Source organism: Rhizobium ruizarguesonis, from assembly GCF_012349115.1.
Classification (GTDB): domain Bacteria; phylum Pseudomonadota; class Alphaproteobacteria; order Rhizobiales; family Rhizobiaceae; genus Rhizobium; species Rhizobium ruizarguesonis.
In genome coordinates, this window is record NZ_PQIG01000100.1 from 37,593 (window position 1) to 55,031 (window position 17,439).

Consider the following 17,439-nt stretch of genomic DNA (forward strand, 5'->3'; position numbering starts at 1 on the left):
TATGGAGCGCCGGCGCCCGCCGGCAAAGGGAAGGCGGAGACTTTATTTGGTCTCCGCCCCGAGTCTCAGTTTGAGTCTCTCAGCCAAAGTCTCAGGCTGTGCGCACCGTCACCGTGCCCACAAGCAGGTCGTGGATGAGACGGCTGCGTTCGATAAACAGGCCGGCAAGCAGAATGAGCGGCGTCAGCACTGAGTTGAGGATCCAGAACAGTGCCAGATGCACGATCGCTGTCATGAAATCCATCGGCCGTCCGTCGACGCGCACGATCGCTATCCCCATCGCGCGCATGCCGAGCGAGGCCTGGCTCGGCCCGCCCACAGTCAGGCCGAAGTAAATGCCGGCGACGATGACGAAGAGGGCAGGGTAGAGAAAGAAGCCGAGCCCGAGCGTGACGATCGACAGGAAGAACAGCACGATCGCCGCGGGAATGCACAGCAGCGCCACGATGACATAGTCGAGAATGAAAGCGAAGACCCGGCGGCTCAACACGCCGCTATAGGCGCGCCAGTCCCCCGGTGCGGCATAAAGCGGATTGGGGTTGTAGCTCATCTCAATCTCCTCAGGAAAAGCGATGCCGCTGATATGGTATCGGCAGGGCAAAATGCAATAATCTGCCCCAGATGCGGATGGTTTTAGGCCGGATCGGCCTAAAACCATCCGCATCTAAATCAAAGAAAAAGAGCATGATGTCGTCCGAAAACCGCGCACACTTTTCGGCATCATGCAATACAGCGCCGCGCGTCTTTTGAGATGCGCAAAGGACGCTGTAGCACTTTGAATCGCTGCATAATTTTATCCTTAAATCGATTCCGATTTAAGGAATTATGCAGTCACCGCTTTGCGAGAATTTTCGCCACTTCAACCGCGAAATAGGTGAGGACACCGTCGCATCCCGCCCGCTTGAACGACAGCAGCGTTTCGAGCATCGCCCGCTCGCCATCGATCCAGCCATTCATCGCCGCCGCCTTGATCTGCGTATATTCGCCGGAAACCTGGTAGGCAAAGGTCGGCAGGCCAAAGGCCTCCTTCATCCGCCAGCAGATATCGAGATAGGGCAGGCCGGGCTTGACCATCAGCATGTCGGCGCCTTCCTCGACGTCGAGGGCCGCGTCGCGGATTGCCTCGGTGCCGTTGGCAGGGTCGATATAATAGGTCTTCTTGTCGCCTTTCAGCAGCCCGCCCGTCGAGATCGCCTCGCGATAGGGACCGTAGAAGGCGGAGGCGAATTTCGTCGCATAGCTCATGATGCCGACGCTCTGGTGGCCGGCCGCATCGAGCGCCATGCGGATCGCGCCGATGCGTCCGTCCATCATCTCCGACGGCGCGATGATGTCGGCGCCGGCATCTGCCTGCATCACGGCGGCGCGTGCCACCTGGTCGACCGTCTCGTCGTTGACGATCTCGCCGCCTCTGAGAATGCCGTCATGGCCGTGGCTGGTGAAGGGATCGAGCGCGACGTCGGTGATAACGCCGATATTGGGCACCGCCTTTTTGATCGCCGCCGTCGCCAGGTTGATCAGGTTGTTGGCCTCGAGGCTGTTCGAGCCGGTCTCGTCGCGCAGTTCCATTTCGATATTCGGAAAGGTGGCGAGCGCCGGAATGCCGAGGCCGGCCGCTTCCCGCGCGGCTTCGACGGCCTTGTCGATGCTCATCCGGTTGACGCCCGGCATGGCCGGGATCGGATCGACGATGCCAGAGCCCGGCACGATGAAGATCGGCCAGATCAGGTCGTCGACGGTCAGCCGGTTCTCCTGCACCAGCCGACGTGTCCAATCCGCCTTGCGGTTGCGCCGCATGCGGCGATGACCGGTGATGTCGTCGACGAGATGCGTCCTGTCCTGCATGATATCTGTCCTTGGCCCATTCCATTTATCGGAGCGCTCATTATCATGGCGCCTGGAAAATCCAAACCGGACGATTGGCCGCGGCGGAAAAACCTCTGGCGCATAACCCCGAAAATCGGAGTGGATTTTCGGGGTTATGCGCCAACTCAATGTTATAGAGCGTCCTTGGCGCGTCTTGCCAGACGCTCGGGCGCCCTTGTGAAGATGCAACCCCAAACCGATGTCTGCGCTATGGAAACCGATTCCCCGACGATACCGAAACGCACACTGGCGGATATCCTCTTCATTCTCTTCCTGAGACTGGTTGCCGTATCCTGCTTCTGGTTCGGCCTGCAATATTGGGCGATGCTCGTCGGCTATTCGCTGGTCGGCGCCGGTCGCTTCGATCTTTTGAGCCTGCCGTGGAAGGTGGCGAGCACCAGCCTCGCCGTACTCTTCCCCGTCGCCTCCCTCGGCCTCTGGCTCACCGTCTCCTGGGGGCCGGTCATCTGGGTGCTGGCCGCTGGTGGACAAATCCTCATGTACGGCCTGCTGCCGGATATTTTCGGCCCCAACCAGATGATCATCCTGCTGCATGTCATGGTCGCCGTGGTCTACTTGATTTTCCGCCTGCTGCTCTGGCTGGAAAAGCGCCGGCATCGCCGCCAGGTAAGTGTTGATTTACCCTGAGACAACGTGGAGTTACCGGTAAGGCTCCGTTAAGCCTGCGGTTTAAGTCGAATTTTATATGTATTCGATAGGGTCTCACTCAAGGCGGGAAGAAAACACACCGCCAAACAAACAGTGAGGCAGTCAATATGAACACGAAAATCAAGCCGCAGGCGGTATCGACCTTCCGTGACCAGCAGGACCACGACATGCGTGATCTTTACATGGAATCCCTTCATCTCGTTGAACGTCTGCACCGTCGTCTTCTCGACGTCATCAAGGACGAATTCGACCGTCAGGGTCGCAGCGACGTCAACGCCATCCAGGCGCTGCTCCTTTTCAACATCGGCAATTCCGAGCTGACCGCCGGCGAGCTGCGCTCGCGTGGCTACTATCTCGGCTCCAACGTTTCCTACAACGTCAAGAAGCTGGTCGATCTCGGTTTCATCAACCACCAGCGCTCGCGCATCGACCGCCGCTCGGTCCGCATCAGCCTGACCGAAACCGGCCAGGACATCGCCGAAACGGTGGCCAAACTCTACGAACGCCACATCGCCTCGATCGACAAGGTCGGCGGCATCGGCACCGACGAGTTCACCCAGATGAACAAACTGCTCCAGCGTCTGGACCGTTTCTGGAACGACCAGATTTTGTACCGTCTCTAAGACCCCTGACCTCCTTTCAGGGTCGCAGAAAATCGGACGTGTTCCCTGCGCGTCCGATTTGCCGTTTGCATCCGCGTGGCATCTTTGCAACGCATGGCAGGCAAGCACAAAGGCCTGTATTCAAGCCGTTTTTTAGCCGTTATTAACCGGCACGCTTTACCCCGTCATATGGTTCGTCGCGTCCTGTTTCCGGCAGTCGGCAAGTCCGTCTTCTCACCGGCAACACGAATTGGCCATATTGGTGTGGCAGCGGAAGACTTAACAACCGGTGCTTTCAATGGACCGATCAGGAATGCTCAGGCTGTCGCATCGCAATCTTGTGATGGGGCAAGCGGAATTTTTTTGATGCGCCGGACAACGAATGGACTGGGATCTGCGTTAAAGCGCAGTGATATCGCAAAGAGCCGCGGCATCTCTTTATCGCCGCAGTCAGTGGTTGGGACTATGTCGAAGAAAAACGGAATTGAAGCTCTCTCGCGCCGCGCTTTCCTTGCGTCCGCGGCAACGGTTGGCGCCAGCGCGATTGCCGCGCCGGCATTCGCGCAATCGGCGCTCGATACGCTGATCAACGCGCCGCGGCGCGGCAACTGGGACGACCAGTTCGACGCCAAGGCGGCTTCGCGCACGGCGACCGCCATGGTTTCCAACACGCCGATCCTTGGGCCCCAATCGGTCGCAAGCGCGCAGCAGGCGATCATGCAGTATCAGCAGATCGCCGCAGCCGGCGGCTGGCCTGAGGTCAATCCCGGTGACCAGCGCCTGCAACTCGGCGTCAGCTCTCCTTCCGTCCAGGCGCTGCGCCAGCGCCTTGCGATCACCGGCGACCTGCCGCGCGAAGCCGGCCTGTCCAACGCCTTCGATTCCTACGTCGATGGCGCCGTCAAGCGCTTCCAGGCCCGCCACGGCCTGCCGTCCGATGGTGTTCTCGGCGAATTCACGCTGAAGGCGATGAACATTCCTGCCGATGTCCGCCTGCAGCAGCTGAACACCAATCTGATCCGCCTGCAGACCTTCCCCGAAGACATGGGCCGCCGTCATCTGATGGTCAACATCCCGGCCGCTTATGTGGAGGCTGTCGAGGACGGCAGTGTCGCGACGCGCCACACCGCGGTTGTCGGCCGTCTTAGCCGCCCGACGCATCTCGTCAATTCGAAGATTTACGAGGTCATCCTCAATCCTTATTGGACTGCGCCGCGCTCGATCGTCGAGAAAGACATCATGCCGCTGATGCGCAAGGATCCGACCTATCTCGAAAAGAACGCCATCCGCCTGATCGACGGCAAGGGCAACGAAGTCGCCCCCGAGACCATCGACTGGAACGGCGAGGCGCCGAACCTGATGTTCCGTCAGGACCCCGGCAAGACCAACGCCATGGCGTCGACGAAGATCAACTTCTACAACAAAAACGGCGAGTATATGCACGACACGCCGCAGCAGGGCCTGTTCAACAAGCTGATGCGCTTTGAATCGTCGGGCTGCGTCCGCGTTCAGAACGTCCGCGACTTGTCGAACTGGCTGTTGCGCGAGACCCCCGGCTGGAACCGCCAGCAGATGGAGCAGGTGATCGCAACCGGCGTCAACACGCCGGTCAAGCTCGCCACGGAAGTTCCGGTTTATTTCGTCTATATCTCTGCCTGGGGCATGCCCGACGGCATCGTCCAGTTCCGCGACGACATCTATCAGATGGACGGTAATGCCGAGCTGGCGCTCGACACCACGGCTGGCATGGAACAGCCGGTCCAGTAAGCGGCGACCTCCGCATCGCAATTTGAGAACCGCGCTTTCGGGCGCGGTTTTTTTATGTCGGAGAGACGCTCCTACTGCATAATTCTTTAAATCGGCATCGATTTAAGGACAAAATTATGCAGCACTTCAAAGTGCTACAGCGTCCTTTGCGCGTCTGAAAGACGCACGGCGCTGTAGTATGGTCGCCAAGGATCGGCGCGGCGCGGCCGCAAAAGAGCGTGAGCGCGCGCTTTGCTCAGCAAATGTCGTTCTTCGTATTGCCCTCGCCACGGCGGAAGGCTAATACCTCAGCGCATTCCAGTTGAGGAGCCCGCCCATGACCAATGCTTCCACCGAATCCTTCTTCAATCGCTCGCTTGCGGACGTCGATCCGGACATTTTCAGCGCGATCGGAAAGGAACTCGGTCGCCAACGGCACGAGATCGAACTGATCGCTTCTGAGAACATCGTCTCCCGCGCCGTGCTGGAAGCCCAGGGCTCCATCATGACCAACAAATATGCCGAGGGTTATCCCGGCAAGCGTTATTACGGCGGCTGCCAGTTCGTCGATATCGCCGAGGAACTGGCGATCGAGCGCGCCAAGAAGCTGTTCGGCGTCAATTTCGCCAACGTCCAGCCGAATTCCGGTTCGCAAATGAACCAAGCCGTGTTTCTGGCGCTGCTGCAGCCGGGTGACACCTTCATGGGGCTCGACCTGAATTCGGGCGGCCACCTCACCCATGGTTCGCCGGTCAACATGTCCGGCAAGTGGTTCAACGTCGTCTCCTACGGCGTGCGCGAAGGCGACAACCTGCTCGACATGGATGAAGTCGCCCGCAAGGCCGAGGAAACCAAGCCGAAGCTCATCATCGCCGGCGGCACTGCCTATTCCCGCATCTGGGACTGGAAGCGCTTCCGCGAGATCGCCGACTCGGTCGGCGCTTACCTCATGGTCGACATGGCCCATATTGCCGGCCTCGTTGCCGGTGGTGTTCATCCGTCGCCATTCCCGCATTGCCATGTCGCGACAACGACGACCCATAAGTCGTTGCGCGGCCCGCGCGGCGGCGTCATCCTCACCAATGACGAGGATCTGGCGAAGAAGTTCAATTCGGCCGTTTTCCCCGGTCTGCAGGGTGGCCCGCTGATGCATATCATCGCCGCCAAGGCTGTCGCCTTCGGCGAGGCGCTGCAGCCGGAGTTCAAGGATTATGCCGCCCAGGTGGTCAAGAACGCCAAGGCGCTTGCCGAAACGCTGATATCGGGTGGCCTGGACGTCGTCTCCGGCGGCACCGACAACCACCTGATGCTGGTCGATCTTCGCAAGAAGAACGCCACCGGCAAGCGCGCCGAGGCAGCGCTTGGCCGCGCCTACGTCACCTGCAACAAGAACGGCATTCCCTTCGATCCGGAAAAGCCCTTCGTCACCTCGGGCGTGCGCCTCGGCGCGCCGGCCGGCACGACCCGCGGCTTCAAGGAAGCCGAATTCCGCGAGATCGGCAATCTGATCGTCGAGGTTCTCGACGGCCTGAAGGTCGCCAATTCGGATGAAGGCAACGCCGCCGTCGAAGCCGCGGTGCGCGGCAAGGTGGTCAGCCTAACCGACCGCTTCCCCATGTATGATTACTTGGGATAAGGAGTAGGGATGCGCTGCCCCTATTGCGGTTCGGAAGATACCCAGGTCAAGGATTCGCGCCCGGCGGAGGATAATACGTCCATCCGCCGGCGGCGTATCTGTCCGGATTGCGGCGGCCGCTTCACCACGTTCGAGCGCGTGCAGCTGCGCGAACTGATGGTCATCAAGAAGACCGGCCGCAAGGTGCCCTTCGACCGCGACAAGCTGGTGCGATCCTTCGAGGTGGCGCTGCGCAAACGCCCCGTCGAGCGCGATCGCATCGAGCGCGCCGTCTCCGGCATCGTCCGCCGGCTTGAAAGCTCCGGCGAGACCGAGATCTCCTCCGAGCAGATCGGTCTGCAGGTGCTGGAAGCCATGAAGAGCCTCGATGATGTCGGCTTCGTGCGCTACGCCTCGGTCTATCGGGATTTCTCGCTTGCCGAGGATTTCGAGAAGGTTATTTCCGAAATCAACGCCAAGATCGCCCGCGACCCGCTGGACAGGTGAGCCATGAGCATCACGCCGCATGACGAACGTTTCATGGCGGCGGCGATCCGTCTGTCGCGCTGGCATCTTGGCCGCACTGCCACCAACCCTTCCGTCGGCTGTCTGATCGTCAAGGACGGCGTCATCGTCGGCCGTGCGGTCACGGCGCTCGGTGGCCGCCCGCATGCCGAGACGCAGGCGCTCGCCGAAGCCGGCGCGCTCGCCCGCGGCGCCACCGCCTATGTGACGCTCGAACCCTGCTCGCATCACGGCAGGACGCCGCCCTGCGCCGAGGCGCTGATCGCCTATGGCGTTGCCCGCGTCGTCATCAGCGTCACCGATCCCGATCCGCGTGTCTCCGGCCGTGGCATCGCCGTGCTGCGCGAAGCCGGCATAGAGGTGGATGCCGGCGTGCTGGAGACGGAGGGCCGGCAGTCGCTTGCCGCCTATCTCACCCGCCAGACGAAGAACCGGCCCTATGTGACTCTCAAGCTTGCCGTTTCCGCCGATGGCATGATCGGCCGCCACGGGGCAGGGCAGGTGGCGATAACAGGCCCGGAGGCTCGCGCCCAGGTGCAGGCGCTACGCGCCGAAACCGATGCGATCCTCGTCGGCATCGGTACCGCGATTGCGGATGATCCGCTGCTGACTGTCCGTTCGCCAGGTCTTGAATCGCAATCGCCGATCCGCGTCGTCCTCGATCCTTCCCTGGCATTGCCGCTGACCAGCAAGCTCGTCGGGACGGCGCGGGAGGTGCCGGTCATCGTGGTGGCGAGTGAGGAAGGATCATTGTCGCAGGCAGAGGGGGATATCGCATCCACAGAGATGGAATCTCGCCGCGCAGCCCTCGAAGCCGCCGGCGTCGAGGTCGTCCATTGCAATCCCTATCATCCGGAAGTCCTGCTGCCGGCACTCGCGACGCGCGGTATTTCCTCGCTTTTGGTCGAGGGTGGCGCAAAAACGGCGCGGCTTTTCCTTGAGGCTGGCCTCGTCGACCGCATCCAGCTTTATCAGGCGCCTGTTGTCATCGGCGAGGGCGGTATTGAATCTCCGCTTGATGCAACCGACATACCATCGGGTTTTGCCCATACGGGCACGCTGATGTTCGGCGGCGATCGCCTGGACGAATACGAAAGAGGGCTTTGATGTTCACCGGAATAGTCACCGATATCGGCAAGATCGAATCCGTTTCGCCGCTGAAGGAGGGCATCAAGCTCCGCGTTGCGACGAGTTACGACCCGGCAACCATCGATATGGGCGCCTCGATCTCCCATTCCGGTATCTGCCTGACCGTCACCGCCCTGCCGGCCGAAGGCAGCAATGGCCGCTGGTTCGAGGTCGAGGCCTGGGAAGAGGCGCTGCGGCTGACGACGATCGGCACCTGGCAGGAGGGCAGCCGCATCAATCTCGAACGGTCGCTGAAGATCGGCGATGAACTTGGCGGCCACATCGTTTCCGGCCATGTCGACGGCAAGGCGGAAATCCTCTCGGTGACATCAGAGGGCGACGCCACGCGCTACCGTCTGCGCGCGCCCGAACATCTGGCGAAATTCGTCGCCCCCAAGGGTTCGATCGCACTCGACGGTACTTCGTTGACGGTCAATGCCGTCGACGGCACGGATTTCGATGTGCTGCTCATCCGCCACACGCTCGAGGTCACCACCTGGGATGATCGCAAGGCTGGCGATTTCGTCAATTTCGAAGTCGACACCATGGCACGTTACGCCGCCCGGCTGGCGGAATTCCCGAGCACTTGAATCAAAACCTGTAACGGTTTCTAGGGTCAGACCACGACTGGCATGCTGGCGCGGAACATCATCAGGCGCTCGTCGACGCATCCAACTGCCCGTCTGCGATGCGGCATCGGCCCCGATAGCTCACCAATCCGGGGACAGCTTCGTCAGATACTGGCCGTAGGCACTCTTGCCGAGCTTCTCCGCGAGCTTGGCGAGGTCGTCCTGCGAGATGTAACCCATGCGCCAGGCGACCTCTTCGGGGCAGGCGATCTTGAAGCCCTGGCGTTTCTCCAGCGTGCTGACGAAACCTGCGGCATCGAGCAGGCTGTCCGGCGTGCCGGTGTCGAGCCAGGCATAGCCCCGGCCCATCAGTTCCACGAAAAGCTGGCCGCGCTCGAGATAGGTACGGTTGACGTCGGTGATTTCCAATTCGCCGCGTGGTGACGGCTTCAGGTTGGCGGCGATATCGACCACCTGCTGGTCGTAGAAATAGAGGCCGGTCACCGCCCAGTTCGATTTTGGCTTCTTCGGCTTCTCCTCGATCGACAGGGCATTCATCTTTTTGTCAAAGCCGACAACGCCATAGCGTTCCGGATCGGTGACGTGATAGGCGAACACCGTTGCGCCTTCCCGCCGGCTCGTGCCGGATTTCATGATTTCCGGCAGTCCGTGCCCGTAGAAGATGTTGTCGCCCAGAACGAGTGCCGAGCTGTCGCCGTCCAGGAAGTCGGCGCCGATGATGAAGGCCTGGGCGAGGCCGTCCGGGCTCGGCTGTACGGCATAGGTCAGCGAAATTCCCCATTGCGAGCCGTCGCCAAGAAGGCGCTTGAAGGCTTCGACGTCGTGAGGCGTGGTGATGATCAGCAGCTCCCTGATGCCTGCGAGCATGAGCGTCGTCAGCGGATAGTAGATCATCGGCTTGTCGTAGACCGGCATCAACTGTTTCGAGACGGCCTGCGTGATCGGATGCAGACGCGTACCTGTGCCGCCGGCGAGAATGATTCCCTTCATGCCCATCTCCTTAAAGACCCTTGTTCAAAAGGTCTTGCATGACAATCGTCATGGACTGCTTCCACTCCGGGAGCCGGATTCCATATGTTCGGGCGAGCTTGTCGCCGTTGAGACGTGAATTGGCGGGACGCTTGGCCGGTGTCGGATAGTCCGCCGTCGGGATGCGCTCGACGCCGACGTTTCTACCGCCAGATTTATGAAGCTCCGCGAATATCTCTTCGGCGAAATCAGCCCAACTTGCTTCGCCGCTGCCGGTCAGGTGAAAGGTGCCGCGGAGCGATGGCTCAGGGTCCGCTACGACACGGGTTGCGATCGCAAGAATCGCGTCGGCGATGTCGAGTGCCGAGGTCGGGCATCCTGTCTGATCGGCGACAACGCGAAGATGATCGCGCGTCTCGGAAAGCCGCAGCATCGTTTTCAGGAAGTTGGCGCCAAAGGGCGAATAGACCCAGGCGGTGCGCAAGATGACGTGGTTCGGGTTCGCCGCCGCGACGGCCTCCTCGCCCGCGAGCTTCGAACGCCCATAGACGGAGATCGGCGCCGTCGCATCCTCTTCGGAATACGCGGAGGCCCTGTCACCGCTGAAGACGTAGTCGGTCGAAATGTGGATGACCGGGGCGCCGATCCGCGCAGCAGCCTCGGCAACCGCCCCGGCGCCTGCCGCGTTGACGGAAAAAGCAAGCTCGGGTTCGCTCTCGGCCTTGTCGACCGCCGTATAGGCGGCGGCGGAGACGATCACATCCGGGCGCAGAGCCGAGAAGGCGGCTGCGATGCTTGCAGGATCCGCGAGGTCCATTTCCGGGCGCCCGACCGCGCTGATTTCGACGCCCATTTCGGCGCCACGTCTGAGCAGCGACTGAACGATCTGGCCCTGTTTGCCGGTGACGGCAATGCGCATCGCTTATCGTCCCTTGAAAACGCCGAGGCGTTCGCCGGAGTAGACGTTTTCGCGCAGCGGCCGCCACCACCATTCGTTTTCCAGGTACCAGTGCACGGTCTTCTCGATGCCGGTTTCGAAGGTCTCTTGCGCCTTCCAGCCGAGTTCGCTTTCGAGTTTGGAGGCATCGATCGCATAGCGTGCGTCGTGTCCGGGGCGGTCCGTGACGTTGGTGATCAGACGTGCATGCGGTCCCCTGTCACTGTAGACGCCGTCGAGAATAGCGCAGATGCGATGAACGACATCGATGTTCCTGCGCTCATTGCGGCCGCCCACATTGTATTTTTCGCCGGGGCGCCCTCTGGATGCGATCGTGAAGAGTGCGCGGGCGTGGTCTTCGACATAGAGCCAGTCGCGGACATTCGCGCCATTACCGTAAACCGGAAGAGGCTTGCCCTCCAGTGCGTTCAGGATCATCAGCGGAATGAGCTTTTCGGGGAAATGGAACGGGCCGTAGTTGTTGGAGCAATTGGAGACGACGACGGGCAGGCCGTAGGTTCGATGCCAGGCGATCGCCAGATGGTCGCTGGCGGCCTTGGAGGCAGAGTAGGGCGAGGACGGATCGTAAGGCGTCGTCTCCTCGAAGAGGCCCTCGTCGCCGAGCGAGCCGTAGACCTCGTCCGTCGAGACATGCAGAAAGCGGAAGGCGCTCTTGCGGCGAGCGTCAAGCTCATCCCAATAGTGCCGTGCGGTGTCCAGCAGGCTGAATGTGCCGACGATGTTGGTCTGGATGAAATCGGCCGCGCCCAAGATCGAGCGGTCGACATGGCTCTCGGCCGCGAGATGCATGACGATATCAGGGCGGAAGGACGCGAATGCTTCCTGCATCCTGGCGCGGTCGCAGATGTCGGCGCGCAGAAATTGATAGTTCGGCGCCGATTCGACGGATTTTAGTGACGCCAGATTGCCGGCATAGGTCAGCGTGTCGACATTCAGGACCTCGGCGCCGATCTCGCCGACGAGATGACGCACCAATGCCGATCCGATGAAGCCCGCTCCGCCCGTGACCAGGATGCGCATCGTCGATCAATCCTTGGGTTGCTGTGTTGAATAGGAAAAATGGCTTGGCAGATCGGTGAGCCGCGGCAGCGTTTTGTCCTTGTCGGACGATACCATGTCTCTCTCATCGAAGGGCCAGCGGATGCCGATCGCCGGATCGTTCCACGCGATGCCCCGATCATGCTGCGGGCTGTAGGGTGCGGTTACCTTGTAGCTGATGACGCTGTTCGGCTCGAGCGTTGCGAATCCGTGTGCGAATCCGGCCGGTACCCAGAGCTGCATGCCGTTTTCCGGCGAAAGCTCCTGAGAGAGCCATTTGCCGAAGCTCGGTGATCCCTCGCGGATATCGACGACGACATCCATGATCCGGCCGGCAAGGCAGCGCACCAGCTTGCCCTGTGCGAAGGGTGGTATCTGGAAATGCAGCCCCCGGACGGTGCCGGTCTGCGCCGAAAGCGATTCATTGTCCTGGATGAACGTGACGTCAGCCACATTTTCCCGGAACCAGGCATCCTTGAATACCTCGGAGAAGTAGCCGCGGTGATCGCCGAAGCGTGGCGGCGTGATCGCAACGATGCCCTCGATGGCCGAAATCTCAATACGCATGACTTACCTTTTTGCGGCCTTCATCAAGCGCCCGCCCTCATGACGCTCATCAGCATGTCCGCCTGCGAGCGGCTCTGCATGGCCGCAAGGCCCTTCGCGGCAATGGCATCGCGCTCGTCGGCATTTGCGATCAGCTTGTAGCAGCGCTCGATCATGTCGTCATAGGGCTCAATTGCCAAGCCGCCGATGAAGGACTGGAGGTCCGGATCGCGGATGTCGCCTTCCGTCAGCACGCAAACGCGATTGGCGAGCAGATAGGAAATGCGCACGATCTCGAAGACGCCGCTCGCATAATGATGGATGTTGATCACGATCTTGGCGCGGGCAATCGCCGCATCGCGTTCCGCGCCATAGATGTTGAAGAGGTGCTCGACCTTGAGCCCGCCGTCCTTCAGCGTCTTCAGGATATGGTGGCGGCGTTCGTTCATCGAGCCGTAGAAGAGCACGTCGATATCTTTGACGGCGGCGTGCTGTATCTGGCTGAGGCAGCGGCTATAGCCGATTTCGAGCACGCCGGCGTGATCAATGCCCTTGGCGGCGAGATTTTCCCGGTTGCGCGGGCTGTAGTCGAGAACCGGAAACGACTTCAGGATCGAGGTGTAGCGCGAATTGATCCAGATGCTTTCTTCGGACACCTGCTCGAGATTGATGATGACGCTGTCCTTCGGCAGATGGCTGACGATTTCGGCGGGGAGAAGATTGCCGCCATAGATGATCGGCGCACGGCCGGCGAATGCGTTCATGTCCCGGGTGATCGGTGCCGAGCCGCCGAGTTCCTCGAAGGCGCCCTGTAGGCCAAGCGCGACTTCGTCGAAGGCGTGGCTGTGATTGTAGTTGTCGGGCGTCACGATCCAGATGCAATGACGGTCCCGGTGTGCCTGCCATCCGCCGGCAAAGGGCTGCAACAGGTTGCGGAGCTGCTGGTCGATCTTCGGCGCGGCTGGTACAGCGGGCCTTTCCGTCCGCACCGGCTGCTGCTGTACCGGGGAAGCGCCTGACGCCTGCTGGGCATAGGCGCGCATCAATTCGCGGCCACCGATAAATTGGCCGCGCGGCATCCAGCCGGGCGGATCATCAGCCCCCCAGATCAGGTGCGGCTGCTTGATGAGCGGCTGGCGACCTTGCTGCCACGAGGTCAGGAGAGCCTCGTCACGGCTCCGCAGAAAAGCTTCCTTGGCGGCGAAGAGGCCATGCAGCATCCGGCCGAGGCGGACGCCGAACTTCCACTCGAAATCGGCAGGCGCCGGCACGAAGGCGGCGATCTTCAATCCTTTGGCAGCAGCTTGCTGGACATAGAGCCCGAGCAGGCGCTCGATCACGAAGGGACGCATCGTCGCGTTGGCGTCGCGTGAATAGTGCGCCGAACCGGCATAGGCAGTGCCCGCCGGCGTGCCGAGGCGCGCTTCATTTTCCAGCGATTCCAGAATGCATTCGCAGAAGGCGAAATATCCGGACCAGAACTTCCTGTTGCCGCAGAAATAGTTGCAGAACGCGAAGGCAGTTTTGTCTTGTGGCGGTGCGATCGGATGGCCTAGCTCCTGGATATGCAGGAAGATCGGGTCCATGCCGGGATGACCGCCAAGCAGCGAATGTTCCCAGACGTTGCTGTAGATCGCCGCGTGGCCGATCAGCGGGTTGTAAAGATAGGCGTCCGCACCTTCTGCCCTGGCCTTTTCCGCCTCCGTGACAAAAGACGGAAAACTCGTCACCGACTTCATCTCGAATTTGCTGGAGAGAAGCCCCCAAAACACGTCGTCACTGAGGCCGATCGCCTCGTGATGCTGATGCAGGGTGAGGAAGAGTTCATATTCGCGGGTCGTAGCCTGCGTATTGAACGAGATGTCGAGCGGCATGGCAGCCGCATCGAGCTGGCTGCGCTGCGAAGGATCGAGATAAGGCTGATAGACAATGACGGATCCCGTGCCGGCAGCCTTCTCCGTGAGAAGCGCCAGATCAGGAAGACCGGCCGGCAAAGAAGAGGTGGGCTGATTGATCGTCAAGGTATGTCCTTCGCGAAGGGCTGCCGTCTGCATGGGAAATCCGCAGAACGGCAATTCGAGCCTGTTTGGTGTCTACTATTTGAGGTGAAGCTTGCGCCACACTGTTCGCAGAACTTTCGCTGGTCAGCCTGGAGGGGGTGTGGGAGCTCGACCATCCGTGGTCAGTCTTCTCTAGCCAGCTTCATTGGCTCAGCCGCTTCTGCTGCCAGTATCCGCAAAGAGTTGCGATGTTACGTTTGGAATTGGGCCGCCTCGGTTCATACGCCGCTTTTATAGACCCCATCATTCGATACGGTAGCTATTTCTCCGAACAAGGACCCAGGTAAGCTATTGCCATAGAGTTCGGCTATTCGTTTGATGAGAAGATAGCTTCCCAGACGCTCCTGGCAGAATGAGATCGCACGTTTCTGCACGGGGTCTTCGGCTTGAAACGGTTGATATCGTTTCGCAAATTCAAAAGACGGCGCCACAAGGCGCACAAAAGTCTCCAGCCACCAGTCCGTCGGATACGTGCCGAGTTCAATGCCTCCAGGAACGAAAGTGCTGGAATTAAAAAAATGCAAAGCTTCGGCTTGGGTTAAAGTGTTTGCTTCGATTGAAAACGCTGTATATCTCAGGAAGTCAACAATATTGTGGAAGCGTGCATAGTGTTGAGATATATTATGGAGATTTAACGGCCGAGGCAGGAAGAAGTTTTCTGTAAAAATCGCCGGATTCTCCGGCTTTGTGACTTCTACTTCTTCTGAAGTCGTTGTATTCATCCCGGGATATTCGGGATTAGGTGTTCCGATTTTTAGTCGTGTTAAAAATTTACGATACTGCCAGATGGTAATGTTACGAGGCTTTGTTGATTCTTCGGAAACGACTTTCGCGATTACGATCGTTCCCAGCGATCCTGACAATTTAGCGTGAAGCTCCTCCGGCTCGCTGAAAAAATCATAGCCGGCAATGACATCCATTCCCTTGTTTTCCAAAGGAGGTTTAGAATTGAGCCATATGATTTTCGCGCCCTCGGGAGGAGGGTAGCTCGGCAAATCCTTGTGGCAAACAATGAAAATGGTCATATTTGTGATCAGCCTCTTATCGATGGGGAGTTTCTGCCGGCTGCAATTACCACACGGCTCGCCCGTCAATGCTTAGTTGTGTCAAGGTGGCGGACGTCAGTATTCCGAGCGTTTCTGCCTCTTGTCAGCGACTCTAAAGCGCGTTCCTTGCGCGTAGCAGGTGCGAAGCCCGGACCCATCCGGGGATGAAGTCGGGTGCCGCAAGCTGAGGTCGTCGATATCCTTTTGCTTAAACTTGCTGTTGCTGCTGGCGATATCGGCAAATGTCAGCAAGCCCGCAATGGCGCGCGCTATGTTTCCCGCTTGGTGGAATTCCCTAACGCGAAAACTGAATGATCTCGCCGTTGTACTGAGTGCGCGCCGTCTCGCCGAAGCCGAGCTTGGCTGCGACCCGCAGCGAGGCCTGGTTCTCGGGACTGATGATGCAACTCATTCGTTTTTCGGGAAAATGCGTTTCCGCCCAGCCGATCAGGACGGTCAGCGCCTCGGTGGCATAACCGCGGCCGTGCGCCGAAGGCATCAGCGCCCAGCCGACCTCCATCGTCCCTTCGATCGACGGTTCCATCTCGCGCCGGGCTTCCAGGAAGCCCGCTTCGCCGATGAACCGGCCGCTCTCCTTTTCGACGATCGCGAGAAAGCCGAAGCCCATATGATGCCACATGCCGGCAAGGCGCAGCATGCGACTCCAGCTCTGCTCGCGCGTCGACGGCACGCCGGTGATGAAACGCACGACATCCTCGTCCGCCCATAGTGCCGCATGAGCGTCGAAATCGTCGAGGCGGTGAGGGCGAAGCGTCAGACGCGCCGTTTCGAGGGTCGGAATGTCGGTCACGTCGGGTCCTTGTGAAAAAACACATCCTCAGGCGCCGGGCTCGCCGTCCCAATAGTCGAGATCGCCTTCCGGCCGTCCAATGTGGCGGAAGCGCTTGGTTTCTGCATTGTCCCTGTTCGTCTTGGCAAGGAACTTTCCGGAATCGGGATATTCGACGATCTCGGTCTTCGCCATCGTCGAAATGCCGAGATAGACGAGTGTGGCCGTGCCGGTATTGATGATCTGGTGCGCCGTTTCAGGCCCGCCGGCCGGCGCGCCGAGCGTGTCGCCCGCCTTGATCGCATGGCGCGCGTCGCCGAATCGGTATTCGCCGGTACCCGCGATCACGTAGAAAAGCTCGTCTTCGACATGGTGATTGTGGAAGGGACAGCTCGATTTGCCCGATGGTACCTCGTTGTAGCTGATGCCGAGGCCGGCAAGGCCCAGAAGCTTGCCGAACGAGGTGTCGGCGCTTTCGTAGAATTCGCCCTGTTTCCAGTGGTCGAGCTTGAGATCGGCGGTATTGATCACCGCTTTTGCTTCCGTCGTCATGATAGCCTCCTGTTGCAGGAGGAGAAACTATCATCACGCCGGAAAATTCAATGCTTATCTCGGAAATCCCCGGCATGGGCGGAGAGGAGCCCGCCGCCCATGCTTTGAGCGCCGCGCGTTCAATACGCTGAGACGCTCGATCGCTTCCAATCCCACGCATCGCCCAAAAATCGATCCGATTTTCGGGGTATGCGCTGGAGCCGTCAACGAACGTAGAAGGTCAGGCTTCCATCGGCCGCCTGCTCGGCATTGACGACGTTGCGAATATTGACACCCTCATTGTTGAGCCGGTGGGCAAGCGACCTGTTGGCATCGATCGACGCCTGGATGCCGCGGATAGCCTCGCCGGAGCGTTGCGGTGCGGAGTGTGGGCCGCTCGTCTCGTCGTCGAAGTTGCGCCAGTTGTAAACCTCCTGGACATTGAAGTCATTGCCCTGGAAGGTCCGGAGCGTCTGCTCGATGCCCTGGGCGGTATTCATCCCAAGGCTTTCGGCCCGGCTGACGCCGGCAAAGGCGAGGGAGGAGAGGGCTGCAGCGATAGTGATGGTGAGAACGCGGTGCATGATTGTATCCTTTCATCTGCTTAGACGGTCGGCTGTCGTTGCAGGGGATCGTCTGCGTCACGACATGGAATTGGCGTTCTCCCATTCGCGATTCAATGGGTTAAGCCACTGAAAATCCATTAAGAATTGTTCATGAAAACTGCCTTCGAATTGCCGCTTTCCAGGTGTCCGCGAAA

At 59.9% G+C, this 17,439-nt stretch carries 18 protein-coding genes; 7 read left to right on the forward strand and 11 right to left on the reverse strand.

Annotated elements, in window-relative coordinates; all coding sequences use genetic code 11:
- Positions 1-91: 91 nt before the first annotated feature.
- Both C3Y91_RS26245 and hemB read right to left on the reverse strand, forming a co-directional pair.
- Entirely contained in the window at positions 92-550 is a 459-nt protein-coding gene (locus C3Y91_RS26245) for an RDD family protein (protein ID WP_168576017.1), read from the reverse strand.
- 281 nt (positions 551-831) lie between these two features.
- Positions 832-1,845, reverse strand: a complete 1,014-nt coding sequence (gene hemB, locus C3Y91_RS26250) for a porphobilinogen synthase (RefSeq protein WP_018070510.1) — start codon at positions 1,843-1,845, stop codon at positions 832-834.
- Positions 1,846-2,076: 231 nt separating this feature from the next.
- On the opposite strand from hemB, the gene C3Y91_RS26255 reads away from it, so the two are divergent.
- The 7 genes from C3Y91_RS26255 (at position 2,077) to C3Y91_RS26285 (ending at position 8,741) form a co-directional block, all read left to right on the forward strand.
- On the forward strand, positions 2,077-2,514 hold the full coding sequence (locus C3Y91_RS26255; RefSeq protein ID WP_024321169.1) for a DUF6163 family protein: 438 nt from the start codon (positions 2,077-2,079) through the stop codon (positions 2,512-2,514).
- Between the two features lie 128 nt (positions 2,515-2,642).
- A complete protein-coding gene (gene ldtR, locus C3Y91_RS26260; protein ID WP_168576018.1) occupies positions 2,643-3,158 on the forward strand; it encodes a transcriptional regulator LdtR in 516 nt (171 codons plus the stop codon).
- 444 nt (positions 3,159-3,602) lie between these two features.
- Entirely contained in the window at positions 3,603-4,904 is a 1,302-nt protein-coding gene (locus C3Y91_RS26265) for a L,D-transpeptidase family protein (protein ID WP_024321168.1), read from the forward strand.
- A gap of 316 nt (positions 4,905-5,220) precedes the next feature.
- On the forward strand, positions 5,221-6,519 hold the full coding sequence (gene glyA / locus C3Y91_RS26270; protein WP_018070506.1) for a serine hydroxymethyltransferase: 1,299 nt from the start codon (positions 5,221-5,223) through the stop codon (positions 6,517-6,519).
- A 9-nt stretch (positions 6,520-6,528) separates the two neighbouring features.
- Positions 6,529-7,005 carry a transcriptional regulator NrdR gene (nrdR, locus tag C3Y91_RS26275; protein WP_003547190.1) on the forward strand — a complete coding sequence of 159 codons (477 nt, stop codon included), beginning with the start codon at positions 6,529-6,531 and terminating at the stop codon, positions 7,003-7,005.
- Positions 7,006-7,008: 3 nt separating this feature from the next.
- Complete coding sequence (ribD, locus tag C3Y91_RS26280) at positions 7,009-8,130, forward strand: bifunctional diaminohydroxyphosphoribosylaminopyrimidine deaminase/5-amino-6-(5-phosphoribosylamino)uracil reductase RibD (RefSeq protein ID WP_130688099.1); 1,122 nt, start codon at positions 7,009-7,011, stop codon at positions 8,128-8,130.
- The gene (locus C3Y91_RS26285) at positions 8,130-8,741 is read left to right on the forward strand and encodes a riboflavin synthase (protein ID WP_168576019.1); all 612 of its coding nucleotides are present in this window, start codon (positions 8,130-8,132) and stop codon (positions 8,739-8,741) included. The genes ribD and C3Y91_RS26285 overlap by 1 nt, the downstream gene beginning before the upstream one ends.
- Positions 8,742-8,861: 120 nt before the next feature.
- On the opposite strand, the gene rfbA is transcribed toward C3Y91_RS26285, so the two are convergent.
- The 9 genes from rfbA to C3Y91_RS26330 form a co-directional block, all read right to left on the reverse strand.
- On the reverse strand, positions 8,862-9,731 hold the full coding sequence (gene rfbA / locus C3Y91_RS26290; protein WP_130664388.1) for a glucose-1-phosphate thymidylyltransferase RfbA: 870 nt from the start codon (positions 9,729-9,731) through the stop codon (positions 8,862-8,864).
- A 10-nt stretch (positions 9,732-9,741) separates the two neighbouring features.
- Complete coding sequence (gene rfbD, locus C3Y91_RS26295; RefSeq protein WP_130664389.1) at positions 9,742-10,629, reverse strand: dTDP-4-dehydrorhamnose reductase; 888 nt, start codon at positions 10,627-10,629, stop codon at positions 9,742-9,744.
- Between the two features lie 3 nt (positions 10,630-10,632).
- The gene (gene rfbB / locus C3Y91_RS26300) at positions 10,633-11,688 is read right to left on the reverse strand and encodes a dTDP-glucose 4,6-dehydratase (protein ID WP_130664390.1); all 1,056 of its coding nucleotides are present in this window, start codon (positions 11,686-11,688) and stop codon (positions 10,633-10,635) included.
- 6 nt (positions 11,689-11,694) lie between these two features.
- A complete protein-coding gene (rfbC, locus tag C3Y91_RS26305; protein ID WP_018070501.1) occupies positions 11,695-12,273 on the reverse strand; it encodes a dTDP-4-dehydrorhamnose 3,5-epimerase in 579 nt (192 codons plus the stop codon).
- 23 nt (positions 12,274-12,296) lie between these two features.
- Positions 12,297-14,273 (reverse strand): CgeB family protein, encoded by a 1,977-nt coding sequence (locus C3Y91_RS26310; protein WP_024321162.1) that lies wholly within the window; start codon positions 14,271-14,273, stop codon positions 12,297-12,299.
- 257 nt (positions 14,274-14,530) lie between these two features.
- On the reverse strand, positions 14,531-15,337 hold the full coding sequence (locus C3Y91_RS26315; RefSeq protein WP_020397443.1) for a hypothetical protein: 807 nt from the start codon (positions 15,335-15,337) through the stop codon (positions 14,531-14,533).
- 316 nt (positions 15,338-15,653) lie between these two features.
- The gene (locus C3Y91_RS26320) at positions 15,654-16,169 is read right to left on the reverse strand and encodes a GNAT family N-acetyltransferase (protein ID WP_018070498.1); all 516 of its coding nucleotides are present in this window, start codon (positions 16,167-16,169) and stop codon (positions 15,654-15,656) included.
- Between the two features lie 27 nt (positions 16,170-16,196).
- Positions 16,197-16,700, reverse strand: a complete 504-nt coding sequence (locus C3Y91_RS26325; protein WP_024321161.1) for a cupin domain-containing protein — start codon at positions 16,698-16,700, stop codon at positions 16,197-16,199.
- A gap of 203 nt (positions 16,701-16,903) precedes the next feature.
- Positions 16,904-17,263 carry a hypothetical protein gene (locus C3Y91_RS26330; protein ID WP_024321160.1) on the reverse strand — a complete coding sequence of 120 codons (360 nt, stop codon included), beginning with the start codon at positions 17,261-17,263 and terminating at the stop codon, positions 16,904-16,906.
- Positions 17,264-17,439 lie beyond the last annotated feature (176 nt).

Bases quoted from the DNA above. Each gene is read 5' to 3' on its own strand.
- C3Y91_RS26330 (WP_024321160.1), bottom strand. From the start codon at position 17,263: ATGCACCGCGTTCTCACCATCACTATCGCTGCAGCCCTCTCCTCCCTC.
- rfbA (WP_130664388.1), bottom strand. From the start codon at position 9,731: ATGAAGGGAATCATTCTCGCCGGCGGCACAGGTACGCGTCTGCATCCG.
- ribD (WP_130688099.1), top strand. From the start codon at position 7,009: ATGAGCATCACGCCGCATGACGAACGTTTCATGGCGGCGGCGATCCGT.
- rfbC (WP_018070501.1), bottom strand. From the start codon at position 12,273: ATGCGTATTGAGATTTCGGCCATCGAGGGCATCGTTGCGATCACGCCG.
- C3Y91_RS26245 (WP_168576017.1), bottom strand. From the start codon at position 550: ATGAGCTACAACCCCAATCCGCTTTATGCCGCACCGGGGGACTGGCGC.
- rfbB (WP_130664390.1), bottom strand. From the start codon at position 11,688: ATGCGCATCCTGGTCACGGGCGGAGCGGGCTTCATCGGATCGGCATTG.
- rfbD (WP_130664389.1), bottom strand. From the start codon at position 10,629: ATGCGCATTGCCGTCACCGGCAAACAGGGCCAGATCGTTCAGTCGCTG.
- hemB (WP_018070510.1), bottom strand. From the start codon at position 1,845: ATGCAGGACAGGACGCATCTCGTCGACGACATCACCGGTCATCGCCGC.
- C3Y91_RS26325 (WP_024321161.1), bottom strand. From the start codon at position 16,700: ATGACGACGGAAGCAAAAGCGGTGATCAATACCGCCGATCTCAAGCTC.
- glyA (WP_018070506.1), top strand. From the start codon at position 5,221: ATGACCAATGCTTCCACCGAATCCTTCTTCAATCGCTCGCTTGCGGAC.
- C3Y91_RS26285 (WP_168576019.1), top strand. From the start codon at position 8,130: ATGTTCACCGGAATAGTCACCGATATCGGCAAGATCGAATCCGTTTCG.
- nrdR (WP_003547190.1), top strand. From the start codon at position 6,529: ATGCGCTGCCCCTATTGCGGTTCGGAAGATACCCAGGTCAAGGATTCG.
- ldtR (WP_168576018.1), top strand. From the start codon at position 2,643: ATGAACACGAAAATCAAGCCGCAGGCGGTATCGACCTTCCGTGACCAG.
- C3Y91_RS26265 (WP_024321168.1), top strand. From the start codon at position 3,603: ATGTCGAAGAAAAACGGAATTGAAGCTCTCTCGCGCCGCGCTTTCCTT.
- C3Y91_RS26315 (WP_020397443.1), bottom strand. From the start codon at position 15,337: ATGACCATTTTCATTGTTTGCCACAAGGATTTGCCGAGCTACCCTCCT.
- C3Y91_RS26255 (WP_024321169.1), top strand. From the start codon at position 2,077: ATGGAAACCGATTCCCCGACGATACCGAAACGCACACTGGCGGATATC.